The sequence below is a fragment of the uncultured Kordia sp. genome (assembly GCF_947496985.1).
In the GTDB taxonomy this organism is placed as follows: Bacteria; Bacteroidota; Bacteroidia; order Flavobacteriales; family Flavobacteriaceae; genus Kordia.
In genome coordinates, this window is sequence record NZ_CANMEZ010000005.1 from 1 (window position 1) to 20,654 (window position 20,654).

The 20,654-nt window shown below is 31.6% G+C and carries 17 protein-coding genes; 3 read left to right on the forward strand and 14 right to left on the reverse strand.

The annotated features are described in order from the left end of the window. Window positions 1–401: 401 nt before the first annotated feature. The 3 genes from Q0828_RS13800 to Q0828_RS13810 are packed head-to-tail and all read right to left on the reverse strand — an operon-like array spanning window position 402 to window position 4,123. Window positions 402–1,226 carry a T9SS type A sorting domain-containing protein gene (locus tag Q0828_RS13800; RefSeq protein ID WP_298422012.1) on the reverse strand — a complete coding sequence of 275 codons (825 nt, stop codon included), beginning with the start codon at window positions 1,224–1,226 and terminating at the stop codon, window positions 402–404. Window positions 1,227–1,230: 4 nt separating this feature from the next. Next, complete coding sequence (locus Q0828_RS13805) at window positions 1,231–2,640, reverse strand: hypothetical protein (protein WP_298422015.1); 1,410 nt, start codon at window positions 2,638–2,640, stop codon at window positions 1,231–1,233. A gap of 10 nt (window positions 2,641–2,650) precedes the next feature. Beyond that, window positions 2,651–4,123 (reverse strand): SUMF1/EgtB/PvdO family nonheme iron enzyme, encoded by a 1,473-nt coding sequence (locus Q0828_RS13810; RefSeq protein ID WP_298422018.1) that lies wholly within the window; start codon window positions 4,121–4,123, stop codon window positions 2,651–2,653. Between the two features lie 333 nt (window positions 4,124–4,456). Here Q0828_RS13810 and Q0828_RS13815 point away from each other — a divergent pair, with 333 nt between their 5' ends. Together Q0828_RS13815 and Q0828_RS13820 are read left to right on the forward strand one after the other, a co-directional pair. Then, the gene (locus Q0828_RS13815) at window positions 4,457–5,194 is read left to right on the forward strand and encodes a LytTR family DNA-binding domain-containing protein (RefSeq protein ID WP_298422023.1); all 738 of its coding nucleotides are present in this window, start codon (window positions 4,457–4,459) and stop codon (window positions 5,192–5,194) included. A 14-nt stretch (window positions 5,195–5,208) separates the two neighbouring features. Next, complete coding sequence (locus Q0828_RS13820; RefSeq protein ID WP_298422026.1) at window positions 5,209–7,146, forward strand: tetratricopeptide repeat protein; 1,938 nt, start codon at window positions 5,209–5,211, stop codon at window positions 7,144–7,146. 31 nt (window positions 7,147–7,177) lie between these two features. On the opposite strand, the gene Q0828_RS13825 is transcribed toward Q0828_RS13820, so the two are convergent. Further along, window positions 7,178–7,366 carry a hypothetical protein gene (locus Q0828_RS13825; RefSeq protein ID WP_298422029.1) on the reverse strand — a complete coding sequence of 63 codons (189 nt, stop codon included), beginning with the start codon at window positions 7,364–7,366 and terminating at the stop codon, window positions 7,178–7,180. 77 nt (window positions 7,367–7,443) lie between these two features. Then, a complete protein-coding gene (locus tag Q0828_RS13830; RefSeq protein WP_298422032.1) occupies window positions 7,444–9,162 on the reverse strand; it encodes a helix-turn-helix domain-containing protein in 1,719 nt (572 codons plus the stop codon). Between the two features lie 214 nt (window positions 9,163–9,376). Here Q0828_RS13830 and Q0828_RS13835 point away from each other — a divergent pair, with 214 nt between their 5' ends. After that, on the forward strand, window positions 9,377–9,556 hold the full coding sequence (locus tag Q0828_RS13835; RefSeq protein WP_298422035.1) for a hypothetical protein: 180 nt from the start codon (window positions 9,377–9,379) through the stop codon (window positions 9,554–9,556). Window positions 9,557–9,631: 75 nt separating this feature from the next. On the opposite strand, the gene Q0828_RS13840 is transcribed toward Q0828_RS13835, so the two are convergent. From Q0828_RS13840 to Q0828_RS13880, 9 genes are all read right to left on the reverse strand, one after another. Then, window positions 9,632–11,275 carry a hypothetical protein gene (locus Q0828_RS13840; protein WP_298422038.1) on the reverse strand — a complete coding sequence of 548 codons (1,644 nt, stop codon included), beginning with the start codon at window positions 11,273–11,275 and terminating at the stop codon, window positions 9,632–9,634. A 6-nt stretch (window positions 11,276–11,281) separates the two neighbouring features. Continuing rightward, window positions 11,282–11,806 carry a hypothetical protein gene (locus Q0828_RS13845; protein ID WP_298422041.1) on the reverse strand — a complete coding sequence of 175 codons (525 nt, stop codon included), beginning with the start codon at window positions 11,804–11,806 and terminating at the stop codon, window positions 11,282–11,284. Continuing rightward, complete coding sequence (locus Q0828_RS13850; protein ID WP_298422044.1) at window positions 11,803–13,050, reverse strand: DUF6638 family protein; 1,248 nt, start codon at window positions 13,048–13,050, stop codon at window positions 11,803–11,805. The genes Q0828_RS13845 and Q0828_RS13850 overlap by 4 nt, the downstream gene beginning before the upstream one ends. A gap of 663 nt (window positions 13,051–13,713) precedes the next feature. Further along, window positions 13,714–13,971, reverse strand: a complete 258-nt coding sequence (locus Q0828_RS13855) for a hypothetical protein (protein ID WP_298422047.1) — start codon at window positions 13,969–13,971, stop codon at window positions 13,714–13,716. Window positions 13,972–14,071: 100 nt separating this feature from the next. After that, window positions 14,072–15,793 (reverse strand): AraC family transcriptional regulator, encoded by a 1,722-nt coding sequence (locus tag Q0828_RS13860; RefSeq protein ID WP_298422050.1) that lies wholly within the window; start codon window positions 15,791–15,793, stop codon window positions 14,072–14,074. Window positions 15,794–15,826: 33 nt separating this feature from the next. After that, complete coding sequence (lepB, locus tag Q0828_RS13865) at window positions 15,827–16,513, reverse strand: signal peptidase I (RefSeq protein WP_298422053.1); 687 nt, start codon at window positions 16,511–16,513, stop codon at window positions 15,827–15,829. A 6-nt stretch (window positions 16,514–16,519) separates the two neighbouring features. Then, complete coding sequence (locus tag Q0828_RS13870; RefSeq protein WP_298422057.1) at window positions 16,520–16,915, reverse strand: nuclear transport factor 2 family protein; 396 nt, start codon at window positions 16,913–16,915, stop codon at window positions 16,520–16,522. A gap of 21 nt (window positions 16,916–16,936) precedes the next feature. Further along, complete coding sequence (locus tag Q0828_RS13875; RefSeq protein WP_298422059.1) at window positions 16,937–18,685, reverse strand: amidohydrolase family protein; 1,749 nt, start codon at window positions 18,683–18,685, stop codon at window positions 16,937–16,939. 5 nt (window positions 18,686–18,690) lie between these two features. Beyond that, window positions 18,691–20,649, reverse strand: a complete 1,959-nt coding sequence (locus Q0828_RS13880; RefSeq protein ID WP_298422063.1) for an AAA family ATPase — start codon at window positions 20,647–20,649, stop codon at window positions 18,691–18,693. Window positions 20,650–20,654 lie beyond the last annotated feature (5 nt).

Genomic DNA, 20,654 nt, shown 5'->3' on the forward strand with positions numbered 1-20,654 from the left:
TTGTATGTCATAGTTTTGTTTTTGGATAAAAAGCAAAGAAAGGGATGTACTTGTAAGGACTACTATAAACTCTGAAAATTTATAGGTTGCTTCTTTTGTGGAAAATGAACTAAACGATTTTTATCTTCTAACAAGTTAGTACCTACTTCCTGATTGTTATAATCTTCTGTAAAAGTACATTGCAGCTATACATCATTATACAATTACAATGATATATAGTTGTTTTAAAAGATAAATATAGTAGGTTAGAAAATTGAATTCATTATTGTTATTCGATAGAGATGTCATTTATATTTTTAAACCAAATAGAATAATAAAATAGGAAGGTTATATATGTAAATAGAAAACCTCTTGAGTTATGACAATCAAGAGGTTTCGTGAAACAAAAAATAGAAGCTTATTTATTCTACAATAAGCTTTTTAGTAGTTTTTATATCATTTGATATTATAGATATTAGATATAAGCCAGATGCAATCTTACTTACATCAATAGTATTATCTGAGGATAATTCCATATTTATCTTTTTACCAGCATTATCAAATACTTCAATTTCAATATCCTGTATTCCATTTGGAACTTGAATTTTTACAAGGTTTTTAGCGGGATTAGGATATAACGATAGACCAGATAGTATATTTTCTTCTTCAACAGATAAAGTGTTAAAGTCAAAAATACTCATTCCAGACACAGCTGCAGCATTAGGATCTACTACGTTTGTAAATTCTGCCATTCCATTATCAATCATATCTGCCTGCATGAATGATTTTAATGGTGTTGCGGCATTTGCTAGTGCTGAATTATTTTCTAAAATTTTTATTTCTCCACTAGTTGGGCTTCCGTTTACGGTAAATGTGTATACATTAGAGTTTGTGGCAGCTGAAGGAGCAGATAATGTTACAGGACTTCCTAAAGTTTCTGTAACTAAATATCCATCAATAGTTGCCATTGATAGACTAGTTCCATCAAAGAAATTAGCACCAGCAGCACCTCCTAAAGAAGTTGCTGATCCTGTATCAATTGTTACACCATCTGGAACTATGATAGAGAAACCATAACTCTGTACAGAAGTAGCAAAGTTATTAGCACTTGCATTTGGTACTGCTTGTACTGTAAAGCTATATCCTCCATTGTGCATCAATGTATATGTATAGCCATCTTGTGCTTTTAGCTGATGAGCTAAGAGGCATATGATGCTAAATATTAATATGTTTATTGTTTTTTTCATAAGTTTAATTTTCTGGTAATTGTTCTTGTATTTGATATGTGCTAAAGTTTAAGAAATTCCCTGGATGTGCTAATACATTTTGTAATAAGATTGGAGTGTCAGGAGCTGTTCCTGTATATTGTGTATCTCCATCCATGTTTACATCGTGTACTTGATATCCAGTTACTACATATGTAGGGAAGTTTAAAAAGTTTCCAGCATCATTAAGTACTAGTGATAATATACTTGGTGAATCAGGAGTTGTTCCTGAATATTGTACTACAGTATCACTATTTACATTTCCTGACCATAAAGCCATATCTCCATTTGATAATTGCACTTGTGCATTTGAACCAAAGGTAGCGGTAGCATTACTTGTAAAGTTTATGTTTGTAGCTACTACTGATAATGGAAGCGCATTATTTGTCATTGAAGCTAAATGATTTCTATGTTTGATAGTTATGAAATAGTTACCTACTAATCCACGTAATATTACATCAGAGGTTCCATCTAAATCAACAATATCTCCATCACGTTGTACTAAAACAGATGCTTCGTCTACAATAAGAGTGTTGTCTGAGTTGCTTCTAATTTCTATCCAAACCCAATCAACAATATCATCTTGATTTAATCCAACACCAGAGATTCCGCCAGTATTGAATACATCAGAATCAGGAATTGCCGTTAGACCATCATAAGGACTCACTTTAGGAATTAAATTTCCAGTACGTAAATCATCATTCATAAGTCCAGCATCAACAGCATTCAAACGAGGTCCTTGTAAAAATACTTTTGCACGTATCCTCAAGTCAACAACTTGATTAGGATCTAAAAATGCGTTTATTTGACCAACATTGAACCCATCACCATTACTACCTTCATATAATACTGCAAGTGAAATGTTTTCAAGTGTCGTGGCTGTTAATGTTCTATTAGAAAATCCATCACCATTACTACCATCATACAATACTGCAAGAGAAATATTCTCAAGTGTAGTGGCTGTTAATGTTCTATTAGAGAATCCGTCACCATTACTACCATCGTAAAGTACAGCTAATTGTGTATTTTCAAGTGTCGTAGCAGATAATAATCTGAAAGAAAACCCATCACCATTACTACCTTCATAAAGTGCATCCAATTGTGTATTATCAAGCGTCGTGGCTGACAGTATTCTATTAGAGAATCCGTCACCATTACTACCTTCATATAATACTGCAAGTGAAATGTTATCAAGTGTAGTGGCTGTTAATATTCTATTAGAGAATCCATCACCATTACTACCATCGTACAATATTTCAAGGGAAAGATTTGTAAGTGTTATGGAGGATACAGATTCTACATCAAATCCATCACCATTACTTCCTTCAAATTGAGCAGCAACTTGTATACTATACAGGAGAGAAATAGACAATAAGAAAATAATTCTTTTTTTCATCTCCTTCATTTTATGGTGCAGTTCTTACAGCTCTAAATCCTAAACGATTATTTCCTGAAGCAATTATAGATGCTCCATCAAATCTATCAGATACTCTAATAAAGTCAGCTCCATTTAACCAGCTTCCTCCACGATAACTATATCCATCACCTGTAGTGTTGTTTGGCCAGTTGATTGCTGTTCCATTTCCTGTAGAGCTAATGATTCCATTTCCATGCACGCCAGTAAAGTTTCGACCTTGTGCAGTTCCTACACTTATGCATCTTTCATATAAATTTCCTGAAAGTTCCATAATACCGTAGTATGAACCACCAGTTTCTTCACGATTATTATTTACCGCACTTGCTGCAAAGATACCATTACGTAATGGACCACTGATTGTACCGTTAGTGTCAGAATACATAGCGTTACCTGTGTTCGTTTCAGGATTCGTGATTCGTTCACTTGAAAAACCTGAGTTTACTAAGGTGTAGGCGTTAGAAGCAATATTGGCACTTCCCCAAGCAAATTCACCTGGTTTTGGTAATATAGGTCCTCTACATGCTTTTTCGTATTCTAACTCAGTCATAGGACGCATTCCAGTCCAATCCATATAAGCATTCATGTCGCCAGGACTCAAGTAAGCTATTGCTCTATCTGGTGCAGATGTTGTAGCACTTGCTGAGCCTCCTGTCCATGAAACCGTATTTCTACTGATTACTGCATCACTGTTTTTGTGAGTAGCGTCAGTAACATCTCGATTCGTTTTTTGCGTTTCTGTTAAGCTATTGAAGAACCCTAGCCATTGTGCTTCTGTTACTTCATATTTCATGCTGTAAAAAGCACCAAATCCTTTAGGGAACGAAGCACTAAGACTTCCTGTTTGGTCTCCACCGTTTGAATTAGTAGCAGTGTAGTATAAGTTTCCTGATGTGTTTGCAATTGTTAAAACACTTTCTGAAGTAACTCGGTATGAAGAACTTGTTGAAAATCCACCAGAGTGAAATTTATTTGCTTCATCTCCTGTTGTTCCTCCTACATAAAATGAGCCTTCTGGTACATATACCATTTCAATAGCAAATACTTGAATGTCTATAATGTCATTCGTATCTGTAGAACCAAAGTTCCAACGTAGTTGCGTATTTTGAAAGTTTACATTTCCACTTCCGTCAGTAGATCTGTAAATAAAAGCTCCCATTCCATCGGAAGTCACATCCATTGTAGATCCGGATGCAGCTACTGAGTTTGCTTGACTTACAATACCATGTGTCCAAGTTCCATTATTTACTCTATATTTAATAAATACCCAAGCAGCATCCCAATTGGATGGTCCCGAGCTAATTCTCCATGAATTTTCCCAAAAGAGATCAAATTCTACATGAACCCAGTTAGAAACTTCATTTAAGTTCTCAAGTGATATGTTGTTCACTTGAATGTTGTTTGCTTTCGTACTTGTGCTAAAAGTAAAACAAACTAGCATTAAGAATAGTGTAATTTTTTTCATTACTTTGATTTTGATTGTTTAGTTATTAGATAAATTGTATTCTAGATTATTAAAATATGTACATGTATGTAATTGACTATAAGCGATCAAAATTCGGGGCGGAACTAATTGATTAGCCAAATATATACCATGAAGAAGTTGGTAAGCATGGTTTTTGTATAAATGGAATCAAATGTTGTATAGATTGTTTTTGGCTGAAAAGGGTGAAAATACCCTTGTATGTTAACTATTTATAAAATTAAACCGCACATACATATTTTTGAACCAATGATACTATGTGTGTCAGAATTTAATTCGAAAGAATTACCTTTATAGTATAAAAGCCACAATCTTATGTTAAGAGCAATTTTAATAGACGACGAACCTAAAGCTATAGAAAGCCTTTCTTGGGAACTAGAAAACTTTAGTGATGAAATAGAAGTACTAGCAAAATTTACGGACCCAGAAGAAGCTTTATTGTATGTAGAAAAAGCAAGTTTTGACTGTATTTTTCTCGATATTGAAATGCCAACAATGGATGGATTCCAATTTTTAAATAGATTAAAAACAAAAGATTTTGCAGTTGTTATTACGACAGCTTATAATGAATATGCTATCAAAGCTTTGAAAGAAGAAGCTATTGATTATTTGTTAAAACCGATTGATATGGACGATTTAAAATTGACCATTTCTAAAATCAAAAAGTATATTTCAAGAAATGATGTTTCTACAGAAAAGTTTGAGCGAATTTTATCAGACTATAATAGTAGATTCAATAAAAAGAGAATTACCATTAATACAGATGGAAAACTGATATTTCTAGATTTAGACGATTTGTTATTTGCTGAATCTGATGGGAATTATAGTACATTGTATTTAACAAATTCAAAAAAAATAGTACTCACAAAAAAACTAAAAGAAGTAAATGCTATGCTACCAGATGAGCGTTTCTTCAGAATTCATAATTCATACATTGTCAACTTAGATAAAATAAAAGAGTTTATAAAATCTGATGGATATGTAATTTTAGTTTCCAATCATAAAATCCCCATATCTAGACAACGCAAGGCAGCATTTCTGGAAAAATTATAAGAAAATTAAAGTGTATGTGCAATTTACATAAGAATGCAATGCTGTTCATTCTTACCTTATTTATATCTACCATTAGCTTTTCACAAACTACTAACGACAGTATTTTTGTGGAAGAAGCCAATGCACTTTTGAAAGCAAAAATGACTGAGTTTTCTAAGTTTGATGAAAAACTAAAGAAGTATGAAGTTGATTCTTTGAAGCTTCAATATATAATCAATTTATATAAAGAGAATAACTATTTACATGGCGAAAGTTATGTAATGAATGCAATGGGAGTGTATTGTCGAAATACGTCTCAGTATGACAAAGCAGTACTGTATCATAAAAAAGCTTTGGAGAAAGCTAAAGAAGCAAGTGATAAAGAATTACATGTAAATGCTTTAAATATGTTAGGCGTTGTATACAGACGAACAGAAGATATCAGAACTGCTTTAGATTATCATCAAGAAGCTTTAGCTCTAGCAGAAACTATTGAGCAACGTACTGTATCTGTAAAAAAGAGTATAGCTATTTCCTTAAATAGTATGGGAAATATATACTTAGCATTAGATCAATACGATTTGGCGGTACAGCGCTTTAAGAAATCAATGGAAATTGAAAAAAGTGTAGATAATAAACTCGGACTTGCTATTAATTATCACAATATAGGATATGCTAAGGAAGCAACAAACGATTTAGAAGGTGCGTTAGCAGACTATAAAGAATCACTAAGATATAATAACGAAATCAACTCCGATTTGGGACGTGTTATCTGTAATTATACGATAGGGAGAATTTATATTAAGCAAAAAAAATATCAAAAAGCAGTTGCACTTCTCACTACAACTTTAGAAATGGGAAAAGGACTGAGAGATAAATTTCATCTTTCAGGCGTATATCTAAATCTAGGTTTAGTGCATGTAGAATTAAATAACTATAAACTTGCAGATAAATACTTAAAAGAAGGGTTGATAATCTCAAAACAATTCAATCTTAGAAGTGCTATTGCAGAAGCATATGAGTATTTATCGAAATTAGCCAAAAAACAAAAACAATTTGAGAAAGCATTAGAATACCAAAAACAATCGTATGAATTGAATAAAGAAATCAGAAATGACAAAAATTTCAAATACGTCAATGATTTAATTGCTCAATACGATAATGAAAAATACAATCTGCAAATAGAAAGTCTTGAAAAAGAAAACGAAAATGTGAAGCTTACGCTGAAAAGAAATAAAAGCATATGGATTACAAGTAGTATTGTGTTGGCGTTTTTGGCAATCATGATCTACATTTTATACAGACAACGTTTATTAAATAATGAAAAGAAGATTTTAACGCTAGAGCAAGACATGCTTCGTAGTCAAATGAATCCGCATTTTGTATTTAATTCGTTAAACTCTATCAAACAATACATTATTGCAAATGAGCAAAAAAATGCAGTGCATTATTTGAATAAATTCGCAAAGTTGATTCGTAAAATATTAGATGCTTCTCGTGTAAAAGTAGTTTCTTTAGGAGACGAACTAGAAACAATGGATTTATACATGAGTATTGAAAATATCCGTTTTTCTAATGGAATCAATTTTGAAATTATGGTAGATAATAATATCAATCTTGATCAAATAAAAATTCCATCACTTGTATTGCAACCATTTTTAGAAAATGCTTTATGGCATGGGCTTTCCTCTAAAAAAGGAGACAAAAATATTAAGCTATCTGTTGAAAGTACTAAAAAAGATTTTATTACAATTTCAATTACTGATAATGGTATTGGTAGAGAAGCAGCTCAAAAAATAGCTAATGATAAATTTGTAAAACGAAAATCAATTGGTATTGCATTAACAAAAAGTAGACTGAGTAACTTTGTAAAAGACTTCAAAAACAATTTTTCAGTGTATTTTGTAGATCTTAAAGATGAAAACGAAAACCCAAGCGGAACAGAAGTTGTTCTAAGTATTCCGCTTCGTTAATCGCTATTTTAAATCGTATCTGAATAATAAATTATTTAGAGCCACGTTTAGTTCTTCCGTCAGCAGTTCTTGATGATGTTGCTGGGCAATCAGAAATTAATGAATAGGTACATACTTCTAACGTATCACATACATTAGTGTGATTATTTGCACCACCTTTTACCTGATTTAAGTTTTCGAACTTGGAAATTGTCTTTTTTGTAAACTGTAGTTTTTTCATAAGGTCTTTAGGTTTAATTAATAGGAATGTAAATGTAAAAGATTGTCAGGTATGAAAATAAAAATAAGTTTGATGATTTATAAATTGTCATTCTTTAACTTCTTTAAATAGTACGATGGAGAAATACCTGTTTGCTTTTTAAAAACCCTACTAAACGTTTCATGTCTACTAAAACCAAACTGTTCCGCAATATATTTTAAAGTATATTGATGATACTGACTGTCGCTTTTCAATTTGACTAATACTTTGTTAATTCGATATTCATTTAAGTAATTTGCAAACGATTTCCCTTTGTACTCATTTACAATTTTGGACAAATACGAAGTATTAGTGTCAATTTCTTTAGCAACAGAATTCAAGGTGCAACTCATAGCTAAGTAATATTCTTCTTTTTCTAAGGTTTCTAATGAGTGCAAAATGCGTTGTATTTCTGTATCTTCTATCTTAGCATTAGTTGTGGTGTAAACAACTTCTTTTTGTATTTCGGTGGTTTCTAATTGATCAAGAATTTCAGTAAGTCGTTTGCTATTTGTTCTATTTTTTCTATAAAAAAATAACGCAATCAACCCAATTACAATAATACTTGTAATAGTGATTAAAAGAATGACATATTGTTTGTGAGAAGCTTTTATTTCTATCTGAGAAATTTTCTTTTCCAATGCAGTAACATTATATTCATTATGAAGTTTTGCAAATAACTTTCGATTGTCTTGCTCAATTTTACCACTAAAACTTTTATACTTCTCTAAATACGTATTTGCTTTTGCGTGATTCTGTACATAAAAATAATTCTTGGTCAACAGTAAATATACTTCAGGAGTATCACTAAAATGAAAATCCTTTGTCGCTAATATTGAACTAGCTTTTTCTAAAACTTCAATAGCAGCAGTATGATTTTGAGTTTCATCATGCAACCTTCCCAAATATAAATACAAAAACAACTTCCATTTCTGATCATTATTTTCTTCGAAATAATTTAATGATTCTTCTAGTGTAACCAAGGCTTTATCGTACTGTTTCGTTTCTTGAAGCCATTGTCCTTTCGTGTATAAAAACAAATAATGCCCAAATGTATCTTTATACAGCTTGCATTTTTTTAAACCTGAGTCGGTGTATAATTTTGTAGAATCTAAATATTTTGAATCTCCATGTAAACGATACATATCTAAATACAATTCTCCAATAAGATGCATGGAACCAATTTCATTATAGAATCGATTATCTTTTCGAAATCCTTTTAAGGCAACGCACACATCTTTTAAAGCTTCTTTCGGTGTTTGTAGCTCTTTCTTAATTAATGCTATATTATTAAGTGCCACCAATGTCATCCTTTGATTTTTTGGCGAAGTGCTTATTTCAATAACCTTTGTATACTCTGAAAAAGCGGTTTCAAGATTTCCTTCTTCATATGCAATAGTGCCTCTTAAGTTGAAACAATTTGCTAGCATAGTTATATCTTTTGACTGTGTGGTATAATATTCAAGACTGTCAATAGCTTGGTTATAATTGTTTTTCTTTCCTTGTTTATGGTACGCAAAAGCTAGATTGTAAAAAGCGATATTTTTTTGTAGAACACTATCGTTTTTTCTAGAAATAGTAAGCATTCTTTGTGCATACAGCTCTAAAGTTGAAAAATCATCATGTTGTGAATATATGAACAATGAATCAAGCTGATCAAATGAAAGTATATGTAGATATGATTGTTCTTTTTCTGTTTGCGCAAATGTTTCTAAAGAAAAGCATGAAAATATCAAGAAAAAGAATTTGCAGATATTTAAAAGACTACTTTTTTTCATTCGCTATGGTGAGGATTTTTTTGCAAAATAGAGATATTGAACTGCTTACCAAAATTTAATTGTGTGTAAAACAGTTTGAACATGTCTTTCGTACAAAACAATTTTGACATTTTATAAATAATCAAGACGTTTCATAAATCGTCAAGAAGTGCTTTTTTTTCTCTCAAAATTACCCTGTTATTTAGCAGTATTATTAATCGTAAACTTTATTAAAATGAAAAAAAAGAATTTAAAAAACCTAAGCTTTACCAAAAAAACTATTTCTAATATGAATGCTATAAATGGAGGAGCACAAGATGGTAGAGGTAGTAGAGTTTGGTGTGAAGCGCCACCAGCATTACCATTAACATATCAACGTACGTGTCCAATATCAGCATGTTATGAATGTAGTTAATAACACATAGTATTGTTGAAACGAAAGAAGCGGGTTTTGCCCGCTTCTTTTTGTATCTGTATGAAAAAGTAATTCTTATAAAGAATCTTTTACAATACTATCTTTCTGAATCGTAATTGAATCTTTATTTTTTTCTGTGTTAATGTTTAATCTATTCGGATATAAATCACGATCTGATAAGTTTTCAGAAGTTTGCCAAGTTTCTCCTAATTGTTTTAAAATTTGAGCGTTCCATTGTGATGGATGTTTAGCATCAATCCAAACAACATCTTTGTAAGAAACATCAACCAAGGCTAAATCTGGTGTAGAACCACCATCAAATTGATCGCTGTTTTCACGTTTTGCAGCAATAGTTGATAACATAAATAAACGTCTTTTTCCTGCCAAATCTCTAATGAAAGGCCTAAATTCTACAGGTTTATTTACCGTCCAATCATATGATTTTTTAGATTCCATTACTTTCGCTGGCATAGCCGAAACTCCTGCAAATCCTTCTTTCTTTTTAGCATGATTGTAGTAATATACTTTTTTAGTTCCGTCAGCAGGAATAAAAACACTGATAGATAAACTTGTACGTTCATCTCCAATTGGTTCTAATCCAAACCAGTGGTATAAACCATCGTATGCATTATTAACGACACCGTTAAATTTGAAATCGGTTACAAAAGGTTGCTGATTTTGATCTTCTATCAAATCTGGAATTTTTACAGCAGTCTTCTTATTCCATGGCAATGGATCTGTAAAACCACCTAAAAACATCATTGACTTTGCTTGTAAACGTGATACTTTTTCAGATAAAGTATTTTGACGCATTAAGTATGGATAATTTTGAACTTCGTCGGCGGAAATAAATGTTCCTTTTCCAATCAACAAACGTTCTATGTAATCATTCAAATTGTGTTCGCCAGTTTCTACAACCATTACTCCACCAAATGTTGGATATGGAAAAAAGAAACCTTTCCACTTTATCAAACTCACAACCTGAACCCACTTTCCAGCGTCATTTTTCATGTAATACGCTTCATGTGGTTCATAGTTAAACAATTGCCAAGGATTAAAACGTTGTACAACAGCATTGTACGTGTTTCTGCTAAACGCTAACGATTCACCAATGGCAAAAGTTGCTTCAATTCTATTCTCGTTAGAAAATCGGGGAGAAGGTGACGTACTCGAAACCGAAAACAATTCTTCAATATTATCACTTGTACGTTGTACAAAATATTCATGTGAAGGTTGTACAGCCATTGTCCATTGATTTCTATCATCAACACGAACTAGTTGTGGAGCAGATACTTCTTGCGTTTCCGAAATAGATTCGTACGCCATTGTTTTAATGTTATTGTATGGCTGTATACGTTCATTTTGAGTTAATGGTAGCTCTGATATTTCTTGTAAATTCATATCATTATACACATTGTATGTTTGCATATAATCGTACATGCCAACATTCCAAAAGAAAACATATATCAGCGCAATAGAAGCTAATGCAAGAATAGCTCTAAATACTTTTTTTAGTGCATTTGCCGCTTTTCGGAACGATCGAATTCCGATATATAGGATTGCAACAAATAAAAGCAATACAAAGAAATACTTTCTAATAAAAAGTAAAAACGGTTGATAGTCGTCTCTCAAAATAAAGAGCGTACAAAAAATAATAAACCCTATTAATATGAGGATGAATTTTTGTTTTGCGCCACGGTTCCAATATCTTTTTAGCATAACTTTCTATTTTAAATATCCTTTATCTTTTAATCGTTCTCTACCGCTTTTCTTTGGCGTTTCAGGTTCTTTTGTAGTTGTTTCTTTTTCTTCTTCTTTAGAAAAACTGGAAGCAGCTTCCTGTCCTTTGGTTTTAATATCGTCAATGATATCTTTTCCAGTATCGACAACTTTATCAATAATTTCTTCAGACTTATCTTTTATATTGATGATAAAACTCGCAATGTAAATTCCGACCATAGTTCCAATCAATGCAGTTACATAATATGGGACTGTCGGCGTTGCAATAGGAAATAAGAAGAAAAGAAATAAACACACAACAATGAAGATGACGTTTACATAAATTAAACGCGGAATAAAAGGTTGTCCTACAAAGAAACCTTTTCTACTCGTGTCTTTCATTTGTAACTCTTCAGAATGTGTAATCTTGTTAATTGTTTTATACAAACCATTGCTTTTTGATTCTAACCAATAGATAGAAATTCCAAAAACGAGACTTGATATTAATATGATAATTTCAAATGTAATCATGTGTTCCAAGTGTTTTGTTTAATTAATTTGATGACCCAATCCTGATACGATTCGTCCCAATTTGTATATTCTAAATAGAATGTTTCCTTATCATACCAATACAAAAATAAAGGATCTTTGTATGGTGATGTTTTTACAATCAATTTCCAAACAAGTTCTTGTTCTTTCATTGCTAGTTCAGGTGTTGGAATTTGTATACAAGCCAACACTTCCGGCGTTAAGCCACCTTCAATATCTAACGCATTTTCTTTTTTTGCATTCGTTTTTAAACGTTCTAAAATCATTAATTGCTTTCGCGAATCGGCTGTGAAACGATTCAAATAACGTTTGTACACATTAGAGTTTTCTAAAATTTCATGCAATGAGTGTGTTGCATTTTCTATTTGTTTTGAAAAAATAATTTTTTGTACACGTTCATAATAGCCAGACAAAACACTGTGTTCAGGATCAAGAACAATCATTTTTTCAGCAGCTAAAGCACTATAAAAACGTCCGTCTTTTATATGAAAGGCTTGCGTTTTTGAAGAGGATGTTACTTTTTTTGCCATTTTTTTCGATTCAAAAATCAAGATGTTTTTTCCACTTCCTTTTCGTCTAAATACAAATACGCCACCAAAAGCTCTTGTGTAAAACGAATCTGTGGTAAACGACATGCTTTTCATTTCAAGTGTGCGTGAACGTAAATCGCCATGTTTTCTGGCGGAAGCCAAAATTTTTAAATGTAAACTTTCATCTAAAAAATTATGATCTTCTTGAAATTCTTTAACTAGTTTTAATTGTTTTTGTTGGATGTTGTATAAATCTTCAACCACTGTAAAATCGACTGAGATTTGATTGTATTTTAATAAATCTTCGGGTTCGTAAAACGCATCAATATATTGATCTAAATCAACACAAATTGCGGCATCACGAGTAATATCTTTAATTGCATCACGATGTTCTTTAAACACCAAATTCATAATTTCTATATCAAAACTATGAAAAGGCGAATACGCTGGTTTTTCATTTTGTTTTGGTGAAAGAATAATAGCATTCGGATTGGCTTCTCCAGAATTTAAATATAAAAAATCATCTTTTTCATCTGCAATTTCAGGACTCCAACCCATGGCATCAATATGAAAACTGCGCAGTTTTGTAGGTGCAGTTCCTATGAAAGAAAGACATTTATTGTAGCGTTCTACCAAAGCTCCAGTAATTGGAACTAAGGCTGCGCCGAATAATTCAGATCGTTTTAATTTTTCCATTCGCTATAAAATTCACCTTTTAACAAAAATAGGATATCTGTTGCTAAGATACTTTATAAGTAGTTAATTTTTGTCTCTTGTTACAGATAATGAAAAGAGTGATAAAATAAATTCTCTTTTTACTATAAAGAATGAAGGTAAATGCGATAAATAGTCGAAAGTTGAATAAAGTTCTGTAGTCTGAAATTCAGTAATTAAGAGTCGAAATTGTTGAATGTCGAGCAGGTCGTGTTTTTTCGGGATGAGTAGCGCTATATCTTTGATTCATATTAATCATAAAATTAAAAATGATGAAAAAGCAACAGCTTAAAAATTTAGCATTAAACAAAAAATCAATTTCACTTTTAAATCTAACTGAGTTGGTTGGTGGAGAAACTAGAACCTTTTGCGTGGACACCAGAACTTCATGTGGTATTAATTGTCCTTTTGGCCCATCTAATGATACGATAGATTATAATTGTACAGCTAGATGCTAATACTGTAGAAAAACAACTTAAATAGTAAGGAGTTTAAATTAAATAATGGTCGGAAGATTTTTTCTTCCGACCATTATGATGTTTAAGTTTGACTTCCTTTTTTTTAAAGTGAATCAACGTTTGAACAATGCAAACTAAAATTATAAAAAATTGAATTTTTTTATTTTTATCACTAATAGGAGAAAAATCATCCACCATTATTCAAGCAAATGGCTGCTTGTGTATTAATACTTTTGTTCGGTCTTGTGTTCCCTGGATTAGTCGAATTACAAGGACTATTTTCATTAGTTGTATTGCAAGTATCACAGTTTGTATGACAAGTTACAGATTCGTTATTTGTGTAATCACAGATGGTATTTATGACAGAATTGTCTGTGCCACCATTAATGAAGTAAGCATTTGTAATAGCAGCAATTTTACTCTTTTTCAAGTTTAATTTTTTCATATGGATGAGTGTTTATGTTGTAGCTAATATATGAGCGTACTACTCTTGAGTCAAAAGTTAGTACTCGAAATTGTTAGATTTCGATTACTATTTTAAAGTTTTAAATGGCTGTTTCGTTTAATTTTTTTATGTAATATGAAGGATATAGTTTGGTTCTTCTTTTGAAGTCTTTAGAGAATGATTCTGCTGAATTATATCCGAGTTCAGCAGCAATAGATTTGATATTATAGGCTCTAAATTTTTTGTCGGCTTGAAGTTTTTCAAGCGCGTAATCAATGCGAAGGTCAGTAATGTATTGGATAAACTTTTTCTGTTTATGAATTTGAATCACCTTTGATAAATATGTACTATTTGTATTTGTTTTATTTGCTACAAAATTTAAAGAACAATTCTTTTTGAGAAACTGTTCGTTTTTTTCAAAGTTATCCAAGCCTTGTAAAATTTTGGAAATATTTTCTTCACTAATATTGATTTCTTTTGAAGGTGATTTTTTTTCTTGTTGTTTCTTAGAATCTAATTCATTTAAAACCAGCTGAAATTGCTTGTGATTTTGAACTTGTTTTCTTTTGTAATACATAATGATAATCATGATGAGTAGCAGAAATACAGCTATTAAAATACGATAATTATACTTTTTTTCTTTAAGACTTTTTTGCAAAGAATCGATAGTGTCTTTAAAAATGACAACATCATATTCTTTATGTAAATTTTCTAGCGCTTGTTGACTCAAATAATCATTTTGTAGATCTTTTTCATGAAATAAGTTGTAGTATTTAATAGTATTTTTAGCATCATTTTTTTGTTCATACGATTTTGCTAGTAGAATATATAATTCCTGTAAATCAGGGAAATTTGTATTTGTATGTCTAATTAGAGAATCTGTTTTAATGAAATAGGTGATTGCTTTATCATAGTTTGCTTTTACGTAATAATTTTTTCCTCTATATAATTGTGAAATTAAGAGTTGTCCTGGAAGATTTAAACTTTGAATTAAGTTTTCAGCCTTGATTAATTCCGTTGTTGATTGTTCAATATCTCCTTCTTCATGATGAATAATTCCTTTGAGTGTTAGTGAAATGGCAAAAGCTTCATCATCATTATAACGTATGCTTTTCTGCAATGCAATAGAATTGTAATACCGTGCAGAGTCTAAATATTTTTTGTTATTCTTTCCTTTATCTATAAATAAATTAGTGTAAATATCACTAACAGTCATGAGTGAATTGAGATATGGAGCCCTGTATTGTTCACTATCTTTTTTATTTAGTAGTTGTTCATAAAAAGGAAGATTCTTTCGTACAAGTTGTAGTGCATCTGCATTGTCTCCAATTTGTGTTTTTATCAATGCTATATCATTGGCAAGATTTGCTTGTGCAAAAAGATCATTTTTCTTTTTTGCGATGTTGTATACTTTTGTATAATACTCAATAGCTTCTATATAGTCTCCAAAGTCATAATAAATACCTCCTTTTAGATATAGATGATTAGATAGTAATGTTTCGTCGTTTTCAACTTCTTTTAGTGCATTGTTTATATGGTGTAGTGAGCTATCTTTATTTCTTAGGGTACTAAAAATAATTGCTAACTGATAGTGGATTTTATGTTTTTCAAGTATAGTATCTTTAGAAGATGCTTTTTGTAAAAGTGAAACTAAATATTCTTTAGCTACACTAGGATTCGTTTTTTGGTAATGATAAAATCCTTTTTTTAAGCTATCAATAGATACATTTTTCAAATTGCTTTGAACAATTTTTTTAGCAATTTGCGCATTGGCAAAATTGAAGAAAATAAAAGATATAAGTGTAAAAAATAGCTTATTCATAATTTCTCTATATTGCATGCATTATTTGAATTGTCAGAAGAGTGTTTTCCAATAAACACCTGTAATTGCGGAAGCATCTATTAAACCGATAGTACGACTATCTCTAGCATTGTCTCTATTATCGCCAAGCACAAACATTTTTCCTTCAGGAATAACTAATGGACCAAAATGATCTTTGTTCCAGTTTTGTTGATACTTTTCTTTGATGAAATCATCAGGTTTTCCTTTTTTATCTATGAATTGCTGCTTTTCTAGTGCATGTTTTTTTGCATCAGCATCTTTCATAAACACCATGAATGAATCCTTGTTTATTGGAAAGTTTTCTGGATCAAGATCTTTTACTTTGTCCAATTGAGCTTGACTCAAAAGATACGAATGTTTTAGTGTAAGTTGTGTATCAACGTTTTTACCATTTACATACACAATGCCTTTTTTAATTTCAAGGGTATCATTTGCAACAGCCGTTAAACGAAATATATAACTCAACTCTTGAATTGGAGAGTCTGGTTGCAATCGATCTTTAAAAATAAATGTAATTACATCACCGCGTTTGGGCGTTTTTAAATTGGTTGCAAGAATAAAACTTCCTGTTTTAATTGTTGGCTCACTACTAGAAGATGGAATTGCATATAATACAAGAACTCCTGAGAATTTTAAAGCATAATAGAGAATGGCAATACCTATGAAAACAATGTATAATTTATATGACTTTTTCTTCAAAACAGGTTATCGTTTTATATAATATACTTCCGTGATTTTTTTATTTTCTACAATATACATTACTATAAATTCTTTTGCAGGTTCGCCTTTTTTAAAGGTTACTTTTTCATGATCAATTACTTTGTTTTCAGAAGCAATTCTGTCTTCTATATAGCTGAATAGATCAGGTGTGTTTTGAAACATTTGACCAAAGCGTTTTTTTAGTTCGACTTTGCCTGATGCTCGTAATGTTTTCGGAAAATCATACATTTTTACATCATCACTAAATAGTGCTGAAAATGCTTGAATATCTCTTGCATTATAGGCTTCTACTTGTTTTTGAACAATAATAGCAGCTTCGTTATTTTCTTGTGCAGTGACAAACGAAGCATATAATACGAATAAAATAAATAGTCTTTTCATGATGATATTGTTTTAGAACACTTAATCTCGAAGAAAGTAAACTTTCGCGATTTTGTGATTTTCAATGATATAAATTGCAATAACTTCCGATGACTTATATCCTTCTCCAATAGAAACACGTTCGTTATCAATCACTTTGTTCCCTATGACAATTCTGTTTAAAATTTCACAATGTAATTCTGGATATTTTTTAAAGTAAACGGTAAAGATTTCTCTTATTTTTTCTTTTCCTTTATACATCAATTGATTTGGGAAATTATAAATTTCAATCGTATCACTGTATGTATCTAAAAAAGCTTCTACATTTCTTGAATTGTATGCGTTGACTTGTTTTTGTACAATGTTTTCAGGACTATCTTTTAGTACATTTTCAATCGTATACATACTTCCACCTTTTATAATATGACTTATATTTTGAAGTGCTTCAATGTCTTCCAAAGGATTACTGTTTAAAATCAGTAAATCTGCTAGTTTTGATGTTTCAATGCTTCCAATTTCATGTTCTTTATCTAATATTTTAGCCGCATTTATGGTAGAAGCTTGTATGATTTCTAAGTTAGATAATCCAGCTTCTTTCATTTGACGAATTTCTTCTTGATATGAAGTTGCGTGCAATGTTCCTATGTTTCCAGCATCTGTTCCTGTAGCAATGATACTATTGCTTTTTTGAAGTAGTTTTAAGTTTTCTGCTTGAATAAAATCTTCCTTTTGACCTCTGTTTTTTCTAGCAATAGCATACTTTTTTACTAAATTAAAAAGATCACCATTATGTAAATGTTTATAATCTGAAAAGCTACGAATAGGATACGGATTGGAATGTTTCAGTTCTTCGGTAGAGAATGTAATTTCTTGTGCAAAAGCTTCAGTATATTTATTAGCAACCATCAGTGTTGGAATGTACACAACATTTCTAGCGTTTAACAAATCTATAAATTCTTTGTCAATAGGATCATCAACGCTATGGACTAAAATATCTGCTTTTGCTTTTAGGGCACGTTTTGCAGTTTCTAATTGTGTAGCGTGTACAGCAACTTTCAAATTGTGTTTGTGACTTTCTTCAATAGTAGCTTTTACAATGTCATAATTTTGCTGTTCGTTACCACTGGCAATGTACCATATTTTGATAAAATCAGGTTTGTACGGTAATTGCTTTTTAACCAAATCAATAGCTTCCTCGGGCGAACTTGCTTTGATAATAGGACTGTCTTCTATATCAAAAGCTTTTGGTTGATAGGTAGAAATTAACGGTCCGGTAAGGTAGATGTTCGGAAATGAAGTATTGTCATTATACAGGTCTCTTAGTTTGTAATTGTATAAAGGTCCGCCAACATCAGTAATGGTGGTAATTCCTGCTTGTAAATAACGTTTTAATAAATCGGGTGCATTTTGGCGAAGCCATTTACGCTCGTCTTCATAGGGTTTAAATTTCGTTAAATTAAAAACATCTGGGCGTGTGTATATGCTTCCCGATTGAAACAAGTGAACATGGCTGTCAACCATTCCTGGTGACAACCATTTTCCTGTTCCGTCTATTGTAATAGTTGTTGTATCGTTTACACGAATATTTTTAGAAATCGCTGCAATTTTTTTATCACGAATTAAAACGCTTTTTTTACTACTTTTTCCTGTATGAACGTCAATAATATTGATGTGTTCTATTAAAATGGCTTCACCTTTCGGGTTCATTTTAATACTTTCAACTTTTACAGTCTCTTCTTGTGCGTAATTTGTTGAAAGATAAAGAAACAGTAAGAAAACGAGGTTTTTCATGATAATTAACTGCCTTTTTCAAAACGATTGCGTGCTTCTGTTCCAATTTTCATTTGCATAATTTGTTGCTCTACTTTACGAGAGAAATCAGTATCTGCAATTGTAGCAACATTATCTAAGTAACGAATTACTTCTTGCTTACGAATATCTGCAAAGTTGAGTCCTTTCATATTTGTAGTCATCAACTCTTTTAGCATTCCTAGTTTTGTGTCGTAATCTTTTAGGAAATATAATTCAGGGTTTTCAAACCAGTCTTCTTCTAGGTTGAAATCTGTCAAACGTAATGAAATCGCACTTTGAATGTTTCTGATATCTCTTGAAGAGAAAAATGGAAACTCTTTTTGTACAGCTCCATATAAGTTTGAATAAAACGTATGCGAATCCAAAGCATCTTTTGCTAACACTTTATCATAAATGATCGCAATTTTTTCTTCTGTTGGTTTATCTAACTGTCCTAAAATTTCTCCAGCATTTGCCGCCAAGCCTTGATCGCTTAAGTATTTGTAATCAGGATGGTTTTTCATAGAAACAAATCCAGGTAATGTCTTTTCAATTTTGGACCACCAAATATAATCTTGATCTAAGAAATCATGTTCTGTGCGCGCTCCATCAATCTTAAAACGCCCTTGAATTCTGGAAATTACAGCTTTGTCTAATTGTTCGGGTAAGTTGGTAAATAAACCAATAGAACTATTTCCATGATTTACCGCGTATGCACCTTCCGTATAACGTAAAAACACACCAATTACTTCTTTTACACCTGCCGAAACACCTTGTGCAGTTCGTTCCTGTAAATTGTTCTCTGCATCATCAATGGGTGCAAAAATTAATCGAGTAGGATCCTGCATTGGCTTCATCCATTGAACCATTTTTTCTGCCGATCCACCTTGAAATGTAGAAACTACGGTATCTGGCATTGGATGAAATAAAAATGGAATATCTAAATGATCACAGCGTTCTTTCAACATTGTTGCAATGGCAGCAATTAACATACTTTTTCCAGTTCCAGGAATTCCGTATCCCATAAATACGGGCATGAATCCACCTAATTCTTGAAAAGGATTTCTTTTCGTTGCGATATCATAACTCATTAAACGCTCTACCAAACGTTTGGCAAAGTGTTTTGCATCTTTATTACCAACAATTTGTTCAAAACGAATTGGGTTGAATTCAATACTTTTAGCACTTCCTGTAAAAGCAGTTTCCCAACCAGCAATAGAAAACTCTGAATCTTCTAATTGATAAGTTCTATCTGTAATAACTTCTGTATAATCTAAGGCTCCTTTTCGTTGAATGATTTCATTGAGATATGCTTCAAAATATAGTACAGTGAAATCGATCACATCTTGTTCAGAATTGATCAAATTCGGATGATTCATGTATTTGTCATAATAAAACAACTGACATGAAATTCCTTTCATTGGCGATAACAATGAAACTTCCGGAATCCCAGCAAATTTGTTTTGCATTGCTTTGTTGTTTTCGGAAGCTTTCTCTTTCATCTTCGCTAAAACATAATACGATATACTAAACAACATAAACGCAGTTGCTGTTTGTTGCTTTGATTCATATTCTTTACGTTGATCTGCAGAAAGTCCGGTTCTTCTTTCATGCAAAATAGATAAGCCAGAAGCATCATAATAACTATCTCTAATCCATAAACCAATTGCCAGCGCTTCTTGTAAGTTAAAGAGCGTTTCATTCAGTGCAAGCGGTAACGCAACAGAATCTGGAAGCAATCGTTTTTTTAAACTTAAAATTGTTTTTGAGATGGAAATAGTATTTCCTCCATTCCCTTTGGCTTTAGATAAGTATAATAGAATATCTTCTTGCTCTTTGTTTCCGTCTCTACTTCGTGCTTTGTAACCTTGTTCCCATTGTACGCCTTTAATGAAAGAAGAAGCTTCTTCACGTAAAATAGTTAATTCTGTTTTTTTGATAGGAAAAGTCGGTTGTTTCTCCATATATA

What these genes read in the sequence shown, in the direction of transcription:
- Q0828_RS13800 (WP_298422012.1), bottom strand. Translation starts at nt 1,226, where the DNA reads ATGAAAAAAACAATAAACATATTAATATTTAGCATCATATGCCTCTTA.
- Q0828_RS13805 (WP_298422015.1), bottom strand. Translation starts at nt 2,640, where the DNA reads ATGAAAAAAAGAATTATTTTCTTATTGTCTATTTCTCTCCTGTATAGT.
- Q0828_RS13810 (WP_298422018.1), bottom strand. Translation starts at nt 4,123, where the DNA reads ATGAAAAAAATTACACTATTCTTAATGCTAGTTTGTTTTACTTTTAGC.
- Q0828_RS13815 (WP_298422023.1), top strand. Translation starts at nt 4,457, where the DNA reads ATGTTAAGAGCAATTTTAATAGACGACGAACCTAAAGCTATAGAAAGC.
- Q0828_RS13820 (WP_298422026.1), top strand. Translation starts at nt 5,209, where the DNA reads ATGTGCAATTTACATAAGAATGCAATGCTGTTCATTCTTACCTTATTT.
- Q0828_RS13825 (WP_298422029.1), bottom strand. Translation starts at nt 7,366, where the DNA reads ATGAAAAAACTACAGTTTACAAAAAAGACAATTTCCAAGTTCGAAAAC.
- Q0828_RS13830 (WP_298422032.1), bottom strand. Translation starts at nt 9,162, where the DNA reads ATGAAAAAAAGTAGTCTTTTAAATATCTGCAAATTCTTTTTCTTGATA.
- Q0828_RS13835 (WP_298422035.1), top strand. Translation starts at nt 9,377, where the DNA reads ATGAAAAAAAAGAATTTAAAAAACCTAAGCTTTACCAAAAAAACTATT.
- Q0828_RS13840 (WP_298422038.1), bottom strand. Translation starts at nt 11,275, where the DNA reads ATGCTAAAAAGATATTGGAACCGTGGCGCAAAACAAAAATTCATCCTC.
- Q0828_RS13845 (WP_298422041.1), bottom strand. Translation starts at nt 11,806, where the DNA reads ATGATTACATTTGAAATTATCATATTAATATCAAGTCTCGTTTTTGGA.
- Q0828_RS13850 (WP_298422044.1), bottom strand. Translation starts at nt 13,050, where the DNA reads ATGGAAAAATTAAAACGATCTGAATTATTCGGCGCAGCCTTAGTTCCA.
- Q0828_RS13855 (WP_298422047.1), bottom strand. Translation starts at nt 13,971, where the DNA reads ATGAAAAAATTAAACTTGAAAAAGAGTAAAATTGCTGCTATTACAAAT.
- Q0828_RS13860 (WP_298422050.1), bottom strand. Translation starts at nt 15,793, where the DNA reads ATGAATAAGCTATTTTTTACACTTATATCTTTTATTTTCTTCAATTTT.
- Q0828_RS13870 (WP_298422057.1), bottom strand. Translation starts at nt 16,915, where the DNA reads ATGAAAAGACTATTTATTTTATTCGTATTATATGCTTCGTTTGTCACT.
- Q0828_RS13875 (WP_298422059.1), bottom strand. Translation starts at nt 18,685, where the DNA reads ATGAAAAACCTCGTTTTCTTACTGTTTCTTTATCTTTCAACAAATTAC.
- Q0828_RS13880 (WP_298422063.1), bottom strand. Translation starts at nt 20,649, where the DNA reads ATGGAGAAACAACCGACTTTTCCTATCAAAAAAACAGAATTAACTATT.